Source organism: Acidovorax sp. (assembly GCF_046339755.1).
GTDB lineage: Bacteria > Pseudomonadota > Gammaproteobacteria > Burkholderiales > Burkholderiaceae_C > Acidovorax.
This window is the reverse complement of sequence record NZ_JBKDTZ010000223.1, coordinates 1-18,976: the sequence shown is the minus strand read 5'-3', so window position 1 is coordinate 18,976 and position 18,976 is coordinate 1. Positions and strand designations below refer to the sequence as shown.

19 protein-coding genes are annotated in these 18,976 nt (G+C 65.1%); 6 read left to right on the top strand and 13 right to left on the bottom strand.

Annotated features, from left to right (window positions below):
• The 7 genes from ACK59X_RS18845 to ACK59X_RS18815 all read right to left on the bottom strand — a co-directional run.
• Positions 1–1,427, bottom strand: a 1,427-nt coding sequence (locus ACK59X_RS18845) for a DUF4347 domain-containing protein (protein ID WP_409959680.1), incomplete at its 3' end; no start/stop codon positions are given.
• Positions 1,428–1,529: 102 nt separating this feature from the next.
• The gene (locus ACK59X_RS18840) at positions 1,530–2,375 is read right to left on the bottom strand and encodes a 2OG-Fe(II) oxygenase (protein ID WP_409959678.1); all 846 of its coding nucleotides are present in this window, start codon (positions 2,373–2,375) and stop codon (positions 1,530–1,532) included.
• Positions 2,365–3,282, bottom strand: coding sequence for a sulfotransferase (locus tag ACK59X_RS18835; protein WP_409959676.1), 918 nt, complete (start codon positions 3,280–3,282; stop codon positions 2,365–2,367). Before ACK59X_RS18835 ends, ACK59X_RS18840 begins: the two co-directional genes overlap by 11 nt.
• 146 nt (positions 3,283–3,428) lie before the next feature.
• Entirely contained in the window at positions 3,429–4,370 is a 942-nt protein-coding gene (locus tag ACK59X_RS18830; RefSeq protein WP_409959674.1) for a calcium-binding protein, read from the bottom strand.
• Between the two features lie 264 nt (positions 4,371–4,634).
• Positions 4,635–5,189 carry an elongation factor P gene (gene efp / locus ACK59X_RS18825; protein WP_007852467.1) on the bottom strand — a complete coding sequence of 185 codons (555 nt, stop codon included), beginning with the start codon at positions 5,187–5,189 and terminating at the stop codon, positions 4,635–4,637.
• A gap of 138 nt (positions 5,190–5,327) precedes the next feature.
• A complete protein-coding gene (earP, locus tag ACK59X_RS18820) occupies positions 5,328–6,440 on the bottom strand; it encodes an elongation factor P maturation arginine rhamnosyltransferase EarP (RefSeq protein ID WP_409959672.1) in 1,113 nt (370 codons plus the stop codon).
• A complete protein-coding gene (locus ACK59X_RS18815) occupies positions 6,437–7,339 on the bottom strand; it encodes a LysR family transcriptional regulator (protein ID WP_409959670.1) in 903 nt (300 codons plus the stop codon). Before ACK59X_RS18815 ends, earP begins: the two co-directional genes overlap by 4 nt.
• Before the next feature lie 302 nt (positions 7,340–7,641).
• Between ACK59X_RS18815 and ACK59X_RS18810 the strand changes: the two genes are divergently transcribed.
• The 5 genes from ACK59X_RS18810 to ACK59X_RS18790 all read left to right on the top strand — a co-directional run bounded on the left by ACK59X_RS18810 (position 7,642) and on the right by ACK59X_RS18790 (position 12,918).
• Positions 7,642–8,109 (top strand): hypothetical protein, encoded by a 468-nt coding sequence (locus tag ACK59X_RS18810; protein WP_409959668.1) that lies wholly within the window; start codon positions 7,642–7,644, stop codon positions 8,107–8,109.
• A 454-nt stretch (positions 8,110–8,563) separates the two neighbouring features.
• On the top strand, positions 8,564–9,799 hold the full coding sequence (locus ACK59X_RS18805) for a CaiB/BaiF CoA transferase family protein (protein WP_409959666.1): 1,236 nt from the start codon (positions 8,564–8,566) through the stop codon (positions 9,797–9,799).
• Positions 9,796–10,818, top strand: coding sequence for a hydroxymethylglutaryl-CoA lyase (locus tag ACK59X_RS18800; protein WP_409959664.1), 1,023 nt, complete (start codon positions 9,796–9,798; stop codon positions 10,816–10,818). Before ACK59X_RS18805 ends, ACK59X_RS18800 begins: the two co-directional genes overlap by 4 nt.
• A 63-nt stretch (positions 10,819–10,881) precedes the next feature.
• Positions 10,882–11,877: a Bug family tripartite tricarboxylate transporter substrate binding protein gene (locus ACK59X_RS18795; RefSeq protein ID WP_409959663.1), complete on the top strand. Its 996-nt coding sequence runs from the start codon at positions 10,882–10,884 to the stop codon at positions 11,875–11,877.
• A 66-nt stretch (positions 11,878–11,943) separates the two neighbouring features.
• A complete protein-coding gene (locus ACK59X_RS18790; RefSeq protein ID WP_409959661.1) occupies positions 11,944–12,918 on the top strand; it encodes a Bug family tripartite tricarboxylate transporter substrate binding protein in 975 nt (324 codons plus the stop codon).
• Between the two features lie 36 nt (positions 12,919–12,954).
• Here the strand turns inward: ACK59X_RS18790 and ACK59X_RS18785 are convergent, their stop codons facing one another.
• Together ACK59X_RS18785 and ACK59X_RS18780 are read right to left on the bottom strand one after the other, a co-directional pair.
• Positions 12,955–13,938 (bottom strand): hypothetical protein, encoded by a 984-nt coding sequence (locus ACK59X_RS18785; RefSeq protein WP_409959659.1) that lies wholly within the window; start codon positions 13,936–13,938, stop codon positions 12,955–12,957.
• A 68-nt stretch (positions 13,939–14,006) separates the two neighbouring features.
• A complete protein-coding gene (locus ACK59X_RS18780) occupies positions 14,007–15,047 on the bottom strand; it encodes a hypothetical protein (protein ID WP_409959657.1) in 1,041 nt (346 codons plus the stop codon).
• Positions 15,048–15,193: 146 nt separating this feature from the next.
• On the opposite strand from ACK59X_RS18780, the gene ACK59X_RS18775 reads away from it, so the two are divergent.
• Positions 15,194–15,577, top strand: coding sequence for a DUF2845 domain-containing protein (locus ACK59X_RS18775; RefSeq protein ID WP_409959655.1), 384 nt, complete (start codon positions 15,194–15,196; stop codon positions 15,575–15,577).
• 17 nt (positions 15,578–15,594) lie between these two features.
• Here the strand turns inward: ACK59X_RS18775 and ACK59X_RS18770 are convergent, their stop codons facing one another.
• The 4 genes from ACK59X_RS18770 to ACK59X_RS18755 form a co-directional block, all read right to left on the bottom strand.
• Entirely contained in the window at positions 15,595–16,479 is an 885-nt protein-coding gene (locus tag ACK59X_RS18770; RefSeq protein WP_409959653.1) for a DUF3626 domain-containing protein, read from the bottom strand.
• Positions 16,480–16,511: 32 nt separating this feature from the next.
• Positions 16,512–17,138: a hypothetical protein gene (locus tag ACK59X_RS18765; RefSeq protein WP_409959651.1), complete on the bottom strand. Its 627-nt coding sequence runs from the start codon at positions 17,136–17,138 to the stop codon at positions 16,512–16,514.
• Positions 17,139–17,232: 94 nt separating this feature from the next.
• A complete protein-coding gene (locus ACK59X_RS18760) occupies positions 17,233–17,910 on the bottom strand; it encodes a hypothetical protein (RefSeq protein ID WP_409959649.1) in 678 nt (225 codons plus the stop codon).
• Positions 17,911–18,061: 151 nt separating this feature from the next.
• Positions 18,062–18,682 carry an NMCC_0638 family (lipo)protein gene (locus tag ACK59X_RS18755; protein WP_409959647.1) on the bottom strand — a complete coding sequence of 207 codons (621 nt, stop codon included), beginning with the start codon at positions 18,680–18,682 and terminating at the stop codon, positions 18,062–18,064.
• Positions 18,683–18,976 lie beyond the last annotated feature (294 nt).

Sequence of the window (18,976 nt, the reverse complement as noted above, 5' to 3'; positions counted from 1 at the left end):
GCACTGGTGCCGCTGCCGCTGGCGTAGTTCACCACCTGGTCGATGGCACCGGTTTCCAGCGTGAGCTGGGGCGTGCCCGTGACGGTGACGGCTTCGCTGAAGTTGACCTGCAGGCTGACGGTGTCGCCCACCTTGTAGGTGCCGTTGGCAGTGCTGGAGTTGACCGACGCGACGGTCGGCGCGGTGCTGTCTATCGCGATGGCCTTGTTGTTGCCCAGCGAGTTGGCCGCGCCGGGCGCCGCCAGCGTAAGCGTGCTGGCATTGCCTACCGCATCCTTGATGGTGCCACCATTCAGCGCCAGCGCCGCCGTGCCCAGGTAGTCCAGGTCGGCCGTGGTGTCACCGGCCTGCACGGTGTATTTGAACGTCAGGGTGTTGGTGCTGCCGCCGCTGGCGTAGTTCACCACCTGGTCGGTGGCGCCGGTTTCCAGCGTCAGTTGCGGGGTACCCGTGACAATCACTGTTTCGCTGAAGATGACCCGAATGCTGACGGAGTCGCCCGCCTTGTAAGTGCCGTTGGCGGAGCTGGAATTGACCGACGCGACTGCGGGCCCCGTGTTGTCGATGGTGTACAGCTGGCCTGCGGTGTAGCCGCCGGGGATGGCGTTGTTGGACGTGTCCTTGATGCCGGTCCCTGAACTCTTGAGGTCCAGGCGCACCGTGCCATCACCGGAGATGCTGTTCACCGTTACGGTGTAGGTGTTTCCGCTGCCCGTCACGCTGGAGATAGTGCCGTTGGCAGTATTGCCTTTGGTCAGGGAGAAGTCTGAAGTATCGACCCCGCTGACGCTTTCAGAGAACTTGACGGTGAAATTGACGCTGGTAGCGTTGGTGGTCGCGGTGGAGACGCGGTTGATCGAAGACACCGTGGGCGGTGTGGTGTCAAGAATGGTGTCATCCGCCGCGAACGCCGCCCTGTACTCCACGATGTCCTGCGCATCGAACGGCAGCATCGTCTCGATCTGCCCGGCCCAATACTCCAGGTCCCAGTCGCCGCCCAGCGCCAGCGCGCCGGTGCGGTCGGTGGATGCGGCGATGTCGGCGCCATTGAGTGCGCCGGACAGGCTGTTGACGAATGCCTGCCCGCCTTCACCCTGGGCCACCGAGCAGCCATACAGCAGCAGGTCCGCACCCGGCGCCAAGTGGCTGGCGATCTGTGCGAGCGCAGGGGCCTGCTCTCCCAGGTTGGTGGTGTTCAGGCGCAGTTCGCCCAGGTGCAGTTGCCCTTCGGAGCCGTGGGTGACCAGGTGCAGCGCGTCCAGCGTGCCGTAGTCGGCCAGCGCCAGCGCCAAGGCTTCGAGGCCGTTGCCGCCTGCGGGCAGCAGGATGATCGGCATGGCAGGGTCCAGGCTGGCAACCAGCGTCTCCCAGTCGGCGATGCCGGCATCGATGGCGATGACTTCACGGGTGGCGGGGGTTGTGGACATGGCAGTGCCTTGTGGTCAGAAAAAGGGATGGCTGCAGCGATGGCACCGTGAGCGGTGCCGGTGGCTTGCAGGGATAGAGGTGAAAACAGCGGTGGTGCACTGTCAACCGATATGGCCAGCCATGGTGAAACGGCTGGCGCTGAAGTCCTGCGTGGCGGTTTCCACGGGCAGCACTTCGTGGAAATACTCGCTGGGGAAGAACACGATGCTGTCGTTGTGCGGAACGATGCGTGTGAACAGGCTGCGCACATAGGCGCGCGGGCTGAAGCGGCTGTCGTACAGAAGCAGGTCGCCACCGCGGTAGGGCTTGGGCTCGCGGTGGAAGTAGTAGACAAAGCTGATCCGCCGGCCCGTATGGCTGAGCCCGTTGTCCTGGTGGGCCTTGAAGAAGTCGCCGGCCGCGTACGCCGCGATCTTGAGCTGGATGAAATCGATGTCGAACACCGGCATGCCCAGGCGCTCGCACAGCAGCGGCAGGCGCTCGCGGACTGCGGTGCGCATCGCCTCGCCCGGGGCCCCCACGTCGTAGGTGACCAGCGTGCTGCGCTGCTTTTCGTACTGGTCTGCCGCCTGCAACTCCGTCGGCCTGAAGATGGCCTGGCGGGAGATCGCGTAGTCGAGCAGGTGCTGGTTCAGCGCATGGCCGAAGAAGCCATCGAACTGCACGAACGGGGCAGGTGCAAAATCCGATGGCGGCAGGCGTGCCGGTGCATTGCCGCGATTGAAAATGGCGTGCAGCAGATCGATGCGAGGCGCTCCGGCCTTTTTGGCATGCAGGCGCTGGTATTCCGCCGATGCAGCGGGCAGATCGCCCCGGCGCCGGTGGATGTCTGCCAGCACTTCGTTGTCTGGCGGGGCGATCTTGCCCGCCCCGATCAGCTCCAGCAGGCGCTGGTCGCGCGCCTGCGGTGATGGCGGTGTGCGGTTGGCCATGGCTTCAGTGGGCATGCAGTGCCTCCGATGGGGCGCACATCGCCTCCCACTGATCCCACAGCGGGTTCAGTGGCGCCATGGCGCTGACCATGGCATCCGACACAGGGGCGCGCTCACGCGGGCGAAAGGGGACTTCACCGGCCTGCTTGGCATCGAATTGCGCCACGTGCACCATGCTCGCCTGCTCCGCAGCGTCCAGGCACAGGCCGAAGTGCTCGGCAATCTCCGCCATGGCGGCCGGCAACTGGGCATAGTTGATCGCCAGAGCCTGCCCGCTCCAATGCGGCAATGGGGCGGCGAACAGGCGCTGCAGAAGCTGTGCCAACGCTTCGGTGCCATCTGCCTGGTGGCCGCCCAGGGCAGGGGCCAGTTGCGGGTGGGCCGCCCAGCGCGGTGGCCGAGCCACCAGGGATTGCAGCACGTCGACCGGGTCCCGGTAGACGAAGACCCAGGGGGTGTCGGGAAAGAGCGCCAGCAGGTGCTGCAGGTGCAACAGGTTCCAGCTGGTGAATTTGATGAAGCAGTCCACACCGGCTGCAGTGCCGCACAGGGCGTGTACCAAGCCCTTGAGCTGCGGCCACTTCGCCTGCGGGTCCCGGCCGTGCGCCAACAGCCACTGGTTCACGGGCGCAGGCTCTGATATCACTCGGTGGCGGGGTATGCCGGCCAGGCTGCGGCTCACCAGCGTGGACCCGCAGCGCGACACATGGAAGATGAAGCCCGCTGGCGCCTTGGCCGGCGCTACCTCTGCCAGCGCCTCCAGGGGGGTGAGCTTCTGCACGGAGTTCGCCTGGACCAGCGCATCGATGGTCTGGTGAAAGAAGGGTTCCGTGAACAGTGGCTTGGTGCCCGGGTGGATCCACCGGACGAGGCTGCGCTGGCCGGCAGTGGTCAGTTCACAGGGAATCCAGTCGGTGCTCATGCGAATTTGCCACTTTCATAGAAGCGCACTTGTTGGTGGCAAGGCATTCGATTCATGCCGTACGGGTATCGAGCGGGCCCTCATGGCCGTTCAAGCTGAGCTCCCAGCAACCTGCAGCTTCATCGCTGCAGTGCCCGCGTTCTGTATCATATTGCAACTGGGAACCAAGGGTATTTGCAGGTCTTTCCGGGCCCGCCAGCCCGGGGGGCCTGGCCTTGCCTTTGGCGCATGCCGGGCAGGCTTCGGGCGATCTCGATCCCCTTGGCCGCCTGGCCGGCGTTGCCGTTCAGGTCCAGTGCCAAATTGGTGTCGCTGAAGCTCACGCGCTCCAGCCGCGTCACATCCAGCATCGCCCCATCGGTCAGGCGCTGCAAGGTGAAGCTACCATTGTTCTGGGATTGCACGTAGGTCTGTGAGAGGGTTGCCGGGATGACCACGGTGTCGGTGCCTGCACCCCCATCCACAAACCTCGCCAGGCCCAGTGTGGGAGTGATGGTGTTGTTGCCGGCATCGCCGGTCACGGTCACATCGCGGATGGCATCCACACGGATCGCGCCTGCGCTGGCCATGCCTTCGAGCAACTGCGCCGGTGTCTTGCCGGCTGCCTGGGTGGGGAACACCTGGGCAAACAGCGTGGCCACCTCCAGGGCGGTCTTGCCCGTCAGGCTCTGGATGATGGCGCCTTCGCCCTGGTTCAGGTCACGCCCGATCCATTTCTGGAACAGATAGGCGGCGGCTTCCTCGGCCGCACTGTGCGCCACCGTGAGGCTGGGCCCGGTGGCAAAGCGCACCTGCTCCACATCGACCAGCCAGTCGGAGACGCCGCTGGCGGTGTGCGTGAGCTTGATGCCTGCGCCCTCCAGGGTCACGGTGTAGTCGGTGCGCGCCCCTTCCTGGATCGCCACGTCGAAGCCGGTACCGCCGTTGATCTTGTCGCTGCCCGTGCCGCCGGAGAGCAGGTCATTGCCGGCGCAGCCGAACACGATGTCGTCGCCTGCATCGCCGTATACCTGGTCGTCCCCGGCCTCGCTGCCCACCACGTCGTTGCCGGCGCCGCCATGGATCACATCGTCATCGGGGCCCAGCACGATCCACTTAGCCGATTCAGGGGACTGTCGCCTGGGGGGCGGCGAGTTGGGTCTTATCGTTAGCCCCTGTTGCTGGCCTTCTTTTGGGCTGGCATCGGCCCACGGCACGTGACTTGTCGCGCGTTGCTGGGATGCTGGCTCCAGCCGCAGGGAATTGATCGATGGCATGCGCCCGGTTGCCAAACGGAGAAACAAAAAAGGCTTCCCCTCGGGAAGCCTTTTTTGCTTTGCGCACCTGCAGCCCGCAAGGGCCGCCGGGATTGCTTACACGCGCTTGCGGTACTCGCCGGTGCGGGTGTCGATTTCGATCTTGTCGCCTTGCGAGACGAACAGGGGCACGGGCACTTCGAAGCCGGTGGCGATCTTGGCGGGCTTCAGGACCTTGCCGGAGGTGTCGCCCTTGACGGCAGGTTCCGTCCAGGTGATTTCGCGCTCGACGCTGGTGGGCAGTTCGACCGAGATGGCCTTGCCGTCGTAGAACACCACTTCGAGGGCCATGCCGTCTTCCAGGTAGTTCAGTGCGTCGCCCATGTTTTCGGCTTCGACTTCGTACTGGTTGTAGTCGGTGTCCATGCAGACGTACATGGGGTCGGCGAAGTAGGAGTACGTGCAGTCCTTCTTGTCCAGGATCACGTTGTCGATCTTGTCGTCGGCCTTGAACACGTTTTCGGTGCCGAAGTTGCCGATCAGGCTCTTGAGCTTCATGCGCACGGTGGCTGCGCCGCGGCCGCCACGGGCGTATTCGGTCTTCAGGACGACCATGGGGTCCTTGCCGTGCATGATGACGTTGCCGGCGCGGATTTCTTGAGCGATTTTCATAGCAGTTTGGGTGCGTGGGTTGGGGCCGCTCAACGCGCTGGCTGCAAGGTCTGCAGGGCCGGCGCATGTTCCGCGGCGGGATTGCGCGGGGTGCGGGCACCGGGGTGCCGCGCTGTGATTTGCGCAAAGCCTTGGATTTTACCTTTTTTCCTGGATAAAACCTACCAGTTGGTCCACAAGGCTGCTTTGTGCTGCCAGGCGCGCCCGCGCCGCCTGGATGCAGGCGGTCCATCCGGCCAGCGTTTCACCATCCGGAAGCACCAGCGGGCCGTGGCCGGGGATGCCGTTCCAAGCGGCATGGAAGCCCCGCAGCGAGGCCGGGGCCTGCAGCCAGTCGAGAAAAGCCGCCAGCTTGGCATGGTGGGCGCCGTCGTCCTGCGGGTAGATGTGCCAGACCAGGGCCTGGCCGGCCCACAGGGCCCGCACCAGGGAGTCCTCGCCGCGCACGGCGTTGAAGTCGCAGGCCCACAGCAGGTCGTCGAAACCCTGCTGGTCGGTGGGGCGCAGGTACTGCAGCTGCAGCGCGCCTTGGTCCGCCGGCAAGGTGGCCAGTGCGGCCTGCACCGCCGCCGTGGCGCGCCCGGGCGTGACCAGCAGGCGCGTGGGCACCGCACCGGGCTGCATGGCCTGGGCCAGTAGCGCGGGCAGGGCAGGGGGCTCGTAGCAGAACAGCGACATCCAGCGCTGGGGAGCAGGCCCCAGTTCTGGCTGCTGGGCGCGCCAGGCGGCGGCAAAGCTGGCGGGGCGCTGGGTGAGCAGGCCGGGCTCGCGCAGCAGGCCGCCCGTGGCGGGGGTGAAGCCGGGGTAGAAGAACCAGCGCGTCCAGCCCCGGGCGGAGCCCGACATCACGAGCGAGGGCAGGCGGTGGTTGCGCTCCACGTACGACTCGGCCGAGAGGTATTCGAGGTTGATCCACACCGGTTGCCGATCGGGCTGATGGTGGGATGCGCGCCCCACGGCCCAGGCCAGGAAGGGCTCGGGGATCTCGCAGCCAAAGGCCTCCACCAGTACATCGGGTGCGGCCTCGTGCGCGCCGGGCCATTCGCCGCCCCAGGGGCGCAACTCCACGCCCGGGTGGCCGGCCGGCGCCATCCAGGCCAGGGCCGAGGCATCGTCCACCCACAGGCGCACGCGCTCGCCGCGCGTGGCCAGCTGGCTGGCCAGGCGCCAGCACACACCGATGTCCCCGTAGTTGTCGATGACCTGGCAGAACACATCCCACTGCAGGGGAACTGTCGCGGCGCGGGTCATGCAGAAGGGTCCTCGGCAGGCGCGCGCAGATGGTCCACCAGCAGCCGCGCCACGCTCGAGAGGGCTTCGCCAGAGCGCACGCACAGCACCAGCTGGCGCTGCGCCCAGGGCTCGCTGAGCGTGACCACGCGGATCGGCTGCGTGCCCTTGTAGAGCGCGGCGCTGCCGCGCGGCATGACGCCCACGCCCAGGCCGGCTGCGACCATGAGGCACATGGCGTCGTAGCTGGTGACCTGCATGCGCAAGCGCAGCGGCAGCCCGGCCTCGGACGCAGCCTTGGTGAGCTGGTTGTTGATGGCGCTGCCCGGGTGCGCGCCCACGAAGTCGTGCGGCAGCACCTCGGCAAAGCGGGCCGCCTTGCGGCGTGCCAGCGGGTGCTCGCGCGGCACCACCAGCACCAGTTCGTCGGTGCGGTAGGGCAGCTGCACCACGCGGTCGCCGTACTGGCCTTGGTTGAGGATGCCCACGTCGGCCGCGTTCTCGGCCACCGACTGGGCGATGGCGGTGCTGATCTGCTCCTGCAGCCGCACGTCCACCTGCGGGTGCAGGGCCATGAAGCGCTGCAGCTGGGCCGGCAAAAACTGCGTGATGGCCGAAATGTTGGCCACCACGCGCACATGGCCGCGCACGCCGGCACCGTAGTCGCGCATCTGCGTGGCGATGCCATCGAGGTCGTTGAGCACGCCGCGCGCCAGGTTCAGGAGGGCATAGGCCGCGGCCGTGGGCTCGGTGCCCTTGTTGCTGCGGGTGAACAGGGTGACGCGCAGCGCGTCCTCCAGGTCGGCCAGCCGCCGGCTCACGGCCGATGCGGCTAGGTGCTCGCGCGCGGCGGCGGCGGCGATGGTGCTTTCTTCCATCACGGCAACGAACAGGCGCAGGGAGACGGGGTCGAGTTTCATGGGGGGCCTCATGGTAGCAAGGCGCCCGGCACCGCGATGGGGCCAGGGCAGTTCTCAGAACCTGTTCAGGATCTTTTTGCAGCCGCGTTGGAATGCAATCGGGCTGGGTGGATGCTTCGGATGCGCCATGCTCGTTCCTCCGCGGGATGCCACTTGCGCTTGCCTGTGCAAACGTGGCCGGGCACATGGCCCGACAATCCCACCCTGGCTTGCAGTGGGATGCCGTTCCACGCAGGGCCCCAGATTTTTCTTGACCCCTCCTGCGATGCCTGCCACTGTCTACGTTCCACTGGAGGTCACAGATGTTCACCGAAAAAATCCCCTCAAACAGCCACATGGCTTTGCGCAGGGCGAGCGACTGTCACGACATCCGACAGGCGTACACGGGGTTTATCGCTTCGCTCAAACAGGCAACCGGGTTACCCGACGTGGGCTTCTTTGTCGCGGATGTCGGGCAGGATGTGGTAATCACCACACCTTCTGGCGAGTCATCTCCGTATCTGTTGATCTGCAGCGATGGCGCAGACGCAGTGTGGGGCCGCGTCCTTTTCCTGGCGCTTGATCCAATTACTGGCAACAAGCTGCCCATCTTCGCGGTGCGCCTGCGCGCTGATGCCGTGGTGCTCAATGACGAAGGGACTCGGGAATGGGAGCCGAGTTTTAAGGAGGGTGATCCTTTCAATCAAATCGAGATACAGCAACTGGTCTATGAATTGATGTACGGTCAGATCGCGTTCAACAGCAAAGGGCTGACTCCTGAAAATTCCTGATGTTGTGGTGCGAGCGTGGGCCAGATTGCGGGCTTGGTGAAGATGGCATGAACCCGTGGACTGCCATCGCGCCCGGTACGGCTCCCTGCCGCAATCCGGGGCCAGCGCGGGGGGAAATGAATGAGCTTCGGTGGCAAGGCATGCTTCGCGTCGATCACCCGCCCGCGCAGCAGGTTCGCGCTCCAAGCATGTGCCGATGCGACTGCGGCCATCGAGATACCAGGGCGCGTGTCCCGCGCGATCGTGATGCAGCCCGGCCACTTCCCTGAGGCCTGATTGCCTGGCGTTCCCGTCCACTGCGTTGGCGCTCGGCGTGTCGGGGCGTGCCATGCCGGTTTGCGATGGCGGCCTGTTGCATGAGCGTTTTGCAGCGGGTTCATCTGTGCACATCATCATGCTCCATGACCAGCAGGCCTGATCCCGCAGGCCGCGAGATATTGGAGACGAGAACACGATGGGTTCCACACCTACCGCCCCGGCCGCGACCGCGACAGGCCTCACCCCCGCCGCCCTGCAGGGCGTGCGGGTGATCGAGATGGGCCAGCTGATCGCCGGGCCCTTCTGCGGCAAGACCCTGGGCGACTTTGGCGCCGAGGTCATCAAGATCGAAGCCCCGGAGTCGGGCGACCCGCTGCGCAACTGGCGCCTGATCAAGGAGGGCACCTCCGTCTGGTGGCAGGTGCAGTCGCGCAACAAGCGCTCGGTGGCGCTGGACCTGCGCCAGAAGGAGGGCCAGGACATCGCCCGCCAGCTGATCGCCGAGGCCGACGTGCTGATCGAGAACTTCCGCCCCGGCACACTGGAGGGCTGGGGCATGTCGCCCGAAGAGCTGCACCGCATCAACCCCGGGCTGGTGATGCTGCGCATATCGGGCTATGGACAGACCGGGCCCTACCGCGACCTGCCGGGCTTTGGCGCCATTGGCGAGGCCATGGGCGGCCTGCGCCACCTGACGGGCGAGCCGGGCCGCGTGCCGGTGCGCGTGGGGGTGTCCATCGGCGACACGCTGGCCGCGCTGCACGGCGCCATCGGCGTGCTCACGGCGCTGTACCACCGCAAGGTGAACGGCGGCCAGGGCCAGGTGATCGACGTGGCGCTGCACGAGGCCGTGTTCAACGTGATGGAAAGCCTGATCCCCGAGTACAGCGCCTTTGGCGCAGTGCGCGAGGCCGCGGGCAGCGCGCTGCCGGGCATTGCGCCGTCCAACGCCTACCCCTGCACCGACGGCTGGGTGCTGGTGGCCGGCAATGGCGACAGCATCTTCAAGCGGCTGATGCAGGCCATCGGCCGGCCCGACCTGGGCGTTGCACCCGACCTGGCCGACAACGCGGGCCGCGTGGCGCGGGTGGACGAGATCGACGCCGCCATCGGCGCCTGGAGCGCCCCGCTCACCGTGCAGCAGGTGCTCGATGCCCTGGGCACCGCCCGCGTGCCGGCCGGCAAGGTGTACACCGCGCGCGATATTGCCGAAGACCCGCACTACCAGGCGCGCGACATGCTGCTCACGCAGCAGACGCGCGATGGCTACAGCCTGCAGGTGCCGGGCATCGTGCCCAAGCTCTCGGCCACGCCAGGCTCCATCCGCAGCAGCGCGCCGCACCTGGGCGACGACACCGATGCGGTGCTGGCCGAGGCGGGGCTCACGGCCGAACAGATCGCGCTGCTGCGCAGCAAGGGGGTGATCCAATGAGTACCGCAGTGAACGCGACGGGCGTGTGGGCCGGTGCCGGCAAGCGCATCCACATGCAGGAGGTGGGCCTGCGCGACGGCCTGCAGATGGAAAGCGCCTTCGTACCCACCGAGGACAAGATCGCACTGGCCAATGCGCTGTCGGATGCGGGCCTGGCCAAGATCGAGGTGACTTCGTTCACCTCGCCCACGGCCATACCCGCCCTGCGCGATGCCGAGGTGGTGATGCGCGAAATCACGCGCCGCCCGGGCACCGTCTACACCGCCCTGGTGCCCAACGTGCGCGGGGCCGAGCGTGCCATCGAATCGCGTGCCGACGAGCTCAATCTGGTCATGTCGGCCAGCGCCACGCACAACATCGCCAACCTGCGCATGACGCAGGAGCATTCGTTTGCCGCGCTGGCCCAGGTGGTGGCCACGGCGCAGGCGGCGCGCGTGGCGGTCAACGTGTCGCTGTCGTGCGTGTTCGGCTGCCCCATGGAGGGCGAGGTCGCGCCAGGCGCCGTGTTCGGCTGGGTGCAGCGCTTTGTGGACCTGGGCGTGGGCGGCGTCACGCTGTGCGACACCACGGGCATGGCCTACCCCACGCAGGTGGCGGCCATCACCGCGGCGGCGCGTGCGCGCTGGCCGGGCGTGGAGTGGACCCTGCACTTCCACAACACGCGCGGCATGGGCCTGGCCAATGTGCTCGCGGCCATCGACGCCGGGGCCGACCGCTTCGATGCATCGCTGGGCGGCCTGGGCGGCTGCCCCTATGCACCCGGCGCCAGCGGCAATGTGTGCAGCGAAGAGATCGTGCACGCGCTCGACTGCATGGGCTACGCCACGGGCGTGGACCTGCCCCGTCTGCTGGCTGCCGCGCAGCGCCTGCCCGCGCTGATCGGCCACGACATCCCCAGCCAGATAGCCAAGGCCGGGCCGCGCCTGGCGCTGCACCCGGTGCCGGGGGATTTCGAGGCGATCAGGGAGCGCGCCCTGGTGCGTGAGAAAGAGCTGGTGGGGGGAGGGCGTGCCGCATAGCCCACCCGCTTTTCAGCGCTGTTCTGGTTCATTCATTCCAATAAGACGACAGGAGACAAAGCCATGATCGATTCGAGAACCACATTGCACAGGCCGCGCAGGCTGCTGCTCGCAGTGCTGCTGTGCGGGGCCGCATTCAGCGCCGCCGCACAGGACACGGGCAAGTTCCCCGGCAAACCCCTCACCGTAGTCGTGCCCCAGGCCGCGGGTGGTGCCAACGACGCTATTGCACGCGTGCTGGCGCAAAAGCTCGGCGAGCAACTGGGCCAGTCGGTGGTGGTGGAGAACCGGCCGGGCGCGGGCGGCAATGTGGGCACGGCCTACACCGCCAAGACCAGGCCCGACGGCTACACCCTGCTGGTGACGGCCGATAGCGCCCAGGTCATCAACCCCTGGCTGTACAAGAGCACGGGGTTCGACCCGGTCAAGGACTTCGAGCCCGTGGCGCCGCTGGCCACGGCGGGTTATGTGCTGGTGGCGCACCCGTCTTTTCCAGCGAAGAACATGGCCGAGCTGATCGCCGTGGCCAAGGCCAGCCCGGGCAAGTACGCCATTGCCTCGGCCGGCAACGGCACGCTCAACCACCTGATCGGCGAGATGCTGCAAAAGGCCGCGGGCATCGAGCTGCAGCACATCCCCTACAAGGGCTCGGCCGCCGCTGCCACCGACGTGGTGGGCGGGCAGGTGCCGCTGTCGGTACAGAGCCTGCCGTCGTCCATTGCCTTCATCAAGGCCGGCAAGCTCAAGGTGCTGGGCGTCGTCAACGAAAAGCGCGTGGCCGCGCTGCCCGATGCGCCCACCATGGGCGAAACGCTCAAGGGCTTTGGACAGACCCCCTGGTACGGCATGTTCGCCCCCGCCGGCACCCCGCCCGCCGTGGTGGCCCTGCTGCAGGCCGAAGTGGTCAAGGCGCTGGACAACAAGGACGTGATCGACAAGCTGGCCAATGTGGGCTGCGAGCCGTTCAAGGGCACATCGGCGCAGCTGGGCACGCTGGTCAAGGACGACCTGGCGCGCTGGCACAAAGTGGTGCAGGAAACCGGCGCAAAGGTCGATTAGCCACTTCTCAACAGATTCAGTTTCACCACTCATTCATCCATAACTCAGAACGGAGACAAACCTTTCATGAAAGCAACCCGCAAACAATTCACCCTGCTGGCTCTGGCCGCGCTCTGCGCTGGCAGTGCCTTCGCACAAGGCGGCACCTATCCCGCCAAGCCCGTCACCCTGGTCGTGCCCACGGCCGCGGGCGGCACCACGGACCTGTCGGCCCGCATGCTGGCGCAGGCCCTGGGCCCGGTGCTGGGTCAGTCGGTCATTGCAGACAACAAGGGCGGCGGCAACGGCGCCATTGCGGCCAGCGCCGTCAAGCGTGCCGAGGCCGATGGCTACACCCTGCTGATGCAGTACTCGGGCTACCACGTCATCTCGCCCCACCTCACCAAGCAAAAGCAGTGGGAGCAGGCGGACTTTCAGCCCGTGGCCAACGTGATCTCGGCCCCGCAGATCATCGTGGTGCGCAACGACCTGCCGGTGAAGACCCTGGCCGAACTCATTGCCTACGCCAAGGCCAACCCCGGCAAGCTCAACTACGCCTCGTCGGGCAACGGCTCACTGCAGCACGTGACCGGTGCCATGCTGGAGCAGCAGGGCGGCGTGAAGATGGTGCATGTGCCCTACAAGGGCACCGGCCCCGCGCTGCAGGACCTGCTGGGCGGCCAGGTGGACCTGACCTTTGGCACCGCGCCGCCCTTCATGCCCCACATCGCCGCCGGCAAGCTGCGCGTGCTGGCCGTGACCGGCAAGGAGCGCCTGCCCAGCCTGCCCGACGTGCCCACCACGGCCGAGGCCGGCTACCCCAAGGTGGACGCCACCTCCTGGTTCGCCGTGTTCGCGCCCGCCGCCGTGCCCAAGCCCGTGATCGACAAGCTCACCGCCGACATCCGCACCGTGGTGCAGAGCGCCGCCTTCAAGCAAAAGGCACAGGAGCAGGGTGCCACGGCTGATTACCAGACGCCACAGCAGCTGGGTGAGAAGACCAAGGTGGAGCTGGCGAACTGGGCCACGGTGGTGAAGACTTCGAAGATCGAGGCGGAGTGAATAGCCAGATCTGACCCGACCGCTGGACAACCGAACTCAGCGCATCGCGAGGGTGTCGTTTTCCCGGCTCGGTTGGAGCGTTGGTGCGGGCTTGGCTGGGCCTAGCGCCCAGCCTTTGCAGCGTTCGTAAAGCTGTGTCGTCCCCGGCCAAGAGGCCCACATGCGCTGCACTTTGTCGGCTGGCAGTTGTAGCAACAATTGCGCAGTGCGGGCTTTGTCTTGGGCCAGGCACGCCAGAATGGGGTGCAAATTCTGCGTGTCCTGGCTTGGGTAGCGCTGATAAAGATCCGACAAGGCCGTGTCCATGGTCGGCCAATCGGCTCCACTTCTTCCGAATGGTGCCACTTTCAAATCGTAGGTGCTTTGAATGGCCGTGATGTAGACGACTGCATACATTGCCATTCCTTCGCGCGCGGAGGTTTTTGCAGCGGCCAGTGCTGCCATCTCACGCAGTTCAGGGAATGCCTTGGTTTCTCTCAAATCAAGTGCATTGGTGGCACTCTGAAAAAAATCAGAAGCTGGATTGGGTATTTTTGCCAAGGCATCTGAGTAGGCCCGTAACACTCTCTGAGAAGTTGCTCCATTCATGGATATCAGGGTGATGTAGGTCGCATGCCACATCGCATCCGTAGCGCCTTGGGTGCGCACCCTTTCCAATTGCACCAGCGCTTTGTTGATCATGGCTTCTTGAGTCGCCCAGCTTTCGGTGGACCCGGGTTTTTTGCGGTCAAGGTAAATTATCCGACTCACGGTGTGGCTGGTAGCCCTTCCCAGGTAAACGGCTGCAGCAACGCTGTCGGGGTAGGCGCTGACCCAGTCGGTTCCCAATCCAACCAAATCAGTGCCTGGCTGGTTGAAACTGTTCTCTGCAAAGACTTTGAGGAATTTTTCCAACCTGGCCTCGCCATTTTTATCCCGTTCCTGGATGGCGGATATTTCCTGGTAGAGCGCATTGAGTTTCTCGAAGTCCCTGTTGGCGAAGAGCTTGGGCGCCTGGGCTTCGGGTTGAAGAAATCCCACTGCAGGCTGGGCTGCGCTTGTCAGTGTTGCACTGAGTAATATTGCTGCGATTGCGCATTTTGATTTTATCATTGGATTTCCTCTAGCGCCCATTGCTGGCAGCGTTTGAATGTGATGCGGTCTTGCCAAAACGTACCGAGCGGGTTTTCACCGATGCGGCGCATCAGTCTGGCGGTTGTCTTTTTGTCATGCGCTTCAAGGCATGCCAGCCGGGCATATGCATTTAAATTCCAGTCTCCCGGATAGCGCTGCAGCATATCGTCAAAACCCGATCGTATTCGAGGCCAATCGACGCCGGGTTTCAGGAAGCCTGGGCGCCCCAGGGAGTCTACAAGGCCCCAGTATATGCGGGCATAGAATGCCTCGCCGTCGGTGGCTTTGGTTTTGTTGACGGCTTCGGATGCCAATGCTGCAATGGAAGAATGGCTACCACCCCATTGAGGCAGAAGCGTGTATGCAATGGTAATATAAATTTCAGTATTATCTGGAAATGCGTTGATGGCATTATTTGTAAGCTGCTGATAGCCTGCGGGGTCCACCGATCCATAGAATGTTGCTGCAAGCAAACTGGCCCACCAATGAGGATCCTTTCGCCCTTCGACTTGTTGTTCATTCAAGACTTCCACAGCTCGGTGCATCAAGCCATGAAACATCTTCCAGTCTTCTTTTGCTACCGTATTGGCATAACCCGTACCCCTGTAGATCCAGGCTTGCTTGGAGTAAATTCGAGCCAATGCAATCGCTGCCAAGGTGGATTTCGGATACCGGACAAGCCACTCCTTCGCCTTCTTCTCCTGAGCCAACCAGAATTTTTCATCGACCTTCGGGCACTTGGAGACGTCGCATTTTTTATCGCTTTTAAATTCTATCGAGCGAACAAGAATGGAAGCTTGAAAGTTGCCTGATTCCATTCGGGTCTTTTCTTTCAAGGCCTTGGTATACCATTGTTCCAGTGCTGAAAAATCACCGTTCTCAAAGTTTTCAGCAAAAAAGGACCTTATTCTTTCGCGGTCAATGACTTCGTTTGCATGGGTTGAGTTAATCAAACTGCAGTTTATGACCAGGATTGTTGCTGCAAGACCAAGAATCTTGCGAAGTCGCGAAATCATGAAGACCTCCCAATAGTTTTTTTGAAATGTACACCGAATTGTCAAGAAATCTGACAAGTGAGTGTCAAGTGAGCCCCAAGCAGAGGGGCGTGTAAGCGGATTGCCGAGTTCATGCGTTTTAGGCAGATACCAAGGGCGCATCATCTATGAACCTCCGGCTTCCTTCGCTCACGCTCCTTCAAGTCATCTTGTCAATGGTCGCCATTGCCTGCGCTTGTGCACCTGTCAAGGATGCTGATGCCCAGGGCCTGGGCTGCGGCGGCCGCCTGGTGGGCGTGGGCGAGTCGCGCGCCACCCTGGTCCTGAAATGCGGCCAGCCCTTTGCCACCGACACCGTGTGCATCCGCATCCCCCGCGTGGTGTGGTCGGTGCCCCTGCACCCGCGCGAGGCGCCGCGCCAGGTCGTGACCGAGCAGTGCGAGTATGTGGACGAGTGGACCTACCACCGTGGCCCGGGCAACTTCATGTCGGTGGTGCGGCTGCAGAACGGCGTGGTGGCGCAGATACGGGATGGGGACCGGGTGCCGTGAGCGGCGGCCCCCGCCCGTCAAGCCCCTTGCGCCTGTGACAGGTCGCCGAAGCGCGCCAGGCAATGCCACACCTTCTTGAGCGCCTGCGGATCGTGCCGCCCTGACGCCACCGCATCGCCGATGGCGGCCGGCGTCAGCACGCCGTTTCGCGCGACTTGGGCGCCCAGCGCGGCAATCTCCGCGCCCCGGTAGTCCGGGTGCTGCAGCAATGTTTCCACCTCCAGCCGAAAGCCTGCATGCCATTCGATGGGGCAGGGCATCTTGTATGCCAAGTCCTCTAGAGGAGTGCCGCGAAAGCTCGGGTCCAACACCAGCGCCTCCACATCGCGGGCCAGCAGCACGGGGCCGTGGACATGGGCCTCGATGTAGTCGTCCAGTGGATCGCTCTGGCCGCCTTCGGCCAGCGTGATCAATCGCGGGGCGTGGTCTGCCGTGCCGAAATGCTGCGGCTCGAACACGCTGTCGGGGTAGCAGAACGTGGCGCGCTGCAGCACCTCGGGTTGGAGGCGCAGGTACGATGAGCCGAACCGGGGTGCTGCGCCCGTGGGCCGTGCCCAGAAATTCAGCGCGCCGTATTTGGGCCGCTCGCCAGGGGCGGCTCCGTTGTAGGCCCTGCCGAAGATGCGGCTCTCCCATTTCCACCGGTCGCCGCCCTCGTGCGCGGTGAGGCCGCCGTTGCTGGTGCGCGTCTCGAACTGGGACTTGTAGCAGCCGTCGTCCAGTAGGGCCTGCAGCAACGGTCGGCCCTGGCTCCAGCGGTCAGGGTGGAACTGCAGGGTGATGCGTGCGGTGTCATCGAGCGGCTGACCGTCGCTGTTGCTGCTGTGTGCACCGACGTGCCGCAGGGCGAGGTCCTGCAGCGATCCAGGGGCTATTGCACCATGCGGCGGGGAGACCGGCACAACGTACCTACCGTGGCATCAAAGCAGGCGGCTCACTGCTCATCCTGCGCATAGATCTGCGGCGCCACCCCGAACACCTCCGCCAGCAGGTCGCGCACCTGCGCATAGCGGGGCTGCCTGGCAATGAGCCCCGCCATGCGCGGCGGGCAGGGCCGCAGGTTGATGAAGATGCCGAACTGGCACAGGCACATGAACGACACCTCGGGCATGGGCGCGTTCTCCCATTTCAGCAGGGCATTGCCTTCCCGGGCCGCGTCGATGACCAGCTCCATCAGGTTGCGCACCGGGTGCCCCGCGGGCAGGGTCAGCTTGTAGCCGTAGTCGCCTTCGATGGTGGACCAGTCGTACAGATCCGTCGCAAAAGGCAATGAGCGGTTCTGGTAAGTCTGGTAATGCTTTGCGACCTCGTCCACCGTGCGGAAGGTGATGGTCTGGAACAGGTCGTGGAGGTGGTCGCCGACGATGTCGGGGTCCACCTGGGCGTCTTCTTCGGGCGTGCGCGGGCTATTGGTCAGATCGCTCTTCAAGAATGCATCGACTTCGGGGCGCAGGCTGTCGAGGGACAGGTAGCCGGCGCTGATCAGCGCGTTCAGCAGCTTCGTGAATTCGGCCGTACCCATGGCCTCGAAGTTGGGTTTGCCCAGCACTACACCTGTCATCGGAAATCCTTGTCAACCATGGAAAGCGTATTGTGTCCGCCCGCGCGCGTTCTCCACCGCAACCCAGGCGCCGGTGCCGCAAGCTTGCCGGGCGTCATGCCGTGGGCATCTGCCAGGCCGCCAGCGCGGCCTGCAGTTCCTCGTCGAATTGGTGATGTACCGCCGCCTGCCCACGCGTGGCCGCCAGGTGCGCCAGCAGCGCATGCACGGCACTGCGCTGCGCCGGGTTGCACCAGGCCAGCAAGCGGTTGTCGCTGCCGTCCCAGGCGAGGTGCAATACCAACTGGTCCGCATACCAGCTGTGCTGGGGCCACACGTCGGGCAGCAATGCAAAACGCGCCAGGGCGGGGAAGAAGTAGCCGATGCCGTCGGCGCTCGAAAACGTGATGGGATCCCAGCCCGCGTTGCCCAGGTCACTGCGGTGCAGCGTATCACGCGTACGGGCGCGCAGCGTGTCGTCGTGCTCGCGGCACTCGTCGCAATGCGTACGGTCGGTGAAGTGATCGGGCTTGTCCACGCCGGCAAAAGCGGCTTCCACCTGCGCAAGAACGGCTTCGTCCGCCCCGGCCTGGGGCCAGGCGTGGGCGCAGTGCAGCAGGTGCGCGACCCAGGCCGTGGCCTCGGCGTCGGTGCACTGGGCGAAGTACCTGAACTCGCCGGCGGCCAGCGTTTTGGAGCCATTGGCGAGCGCGCGCACCACGGCTTCAAACTGCGCCTCGGAGGGCGTGAAGACGATGGTGGTGGTGCCGCAATGCGGGCAGGGCGCCGTCATGCGCTGGCCGGCGCCGCCCGGCAATGGGTGCCCAGCGTGTCCGTGCAGGGGGCCAGCCAGTGGTGCACGGCGGCATTGTGCTTTGCGGCGGCCCGGTGTTGTTCGAGGTCGCCGGTCCCTGCGGGTGGCCGCCCTTGCATGGCGGCAGGCATCAGGGTGCGAAGGTCACGCTGGCCAGCCCCTGCAGGTCGGCGGTGGGCGAGGCCGATGTGGTCAGGCTGTAGAGCACACGCTTGGTGCTGTCGGGCGCTGCCCATTCGAAGGCGAGGGTGTGGGCGGTGCCGTTGTGGGGCGTGGCGGATTTCGAGTCCTGCACCTGGCGGGACACCATGGGCGCAGGGGCCTCGGCCGCCATTTTCTTGAACCAGGCCAGGCTCTGCGGCACGCCCACCCGGCGTGCGTACACGGCGCAGAGGTTCTGGCCATCGGGGATGGCCACCACGAAGCTGCCATGCGGGTCCGGCACCGGCCAGGCCTTGCCGGCCTGGCCCTGCAGGAAGTACGCTGCCTTGTCGGCCGGCATGGTGGGCAGCGGTGCCAGCTTGGTGCGCAGCGCAGCCAGGTTGCTCGCGTACTTTGCGCAGGTGGTGGCGAAGATATTGGCAAACGATTCGGCCTGCTGCTCGGGCGTGCTGCCACCAGCGCTGGCGGGCGCAGCCGCTGCGGGCTTGGCCGGGCCTTGTGCGTAGGCCTGGGCGGACGATATGGCGAACGCCACGGCAAGCGCCGAAAGCAAAGGGCGGGCAGGGAAGAGGGCGTGCTTCTTCGTCATGGGGCTGTATCCACGGGTCTTGTGTGCAGGGGAGAGAACAAACAACGGGCGACCACGGCTGGCTGGCTGCCGCAGGGTCGGCGCAACACGCCATTGTGCCAAAGCAGGCGGGGCAGCGCCCCAGGCCCTGCGCGGGGTGGCCGACGGACCGTTGCCAGGCCCCCCAAAGAAAAAAATCTACCGCCATCGCTGACGGTAGATTGCATGTGCTTTTTTGTTGCGTTGCTGCGCCCCGTGCCGTGCCATCCCTGCCACGTCACTGCGGCCGGCGGGCCGGCCGTTGCCGTCCCGCCC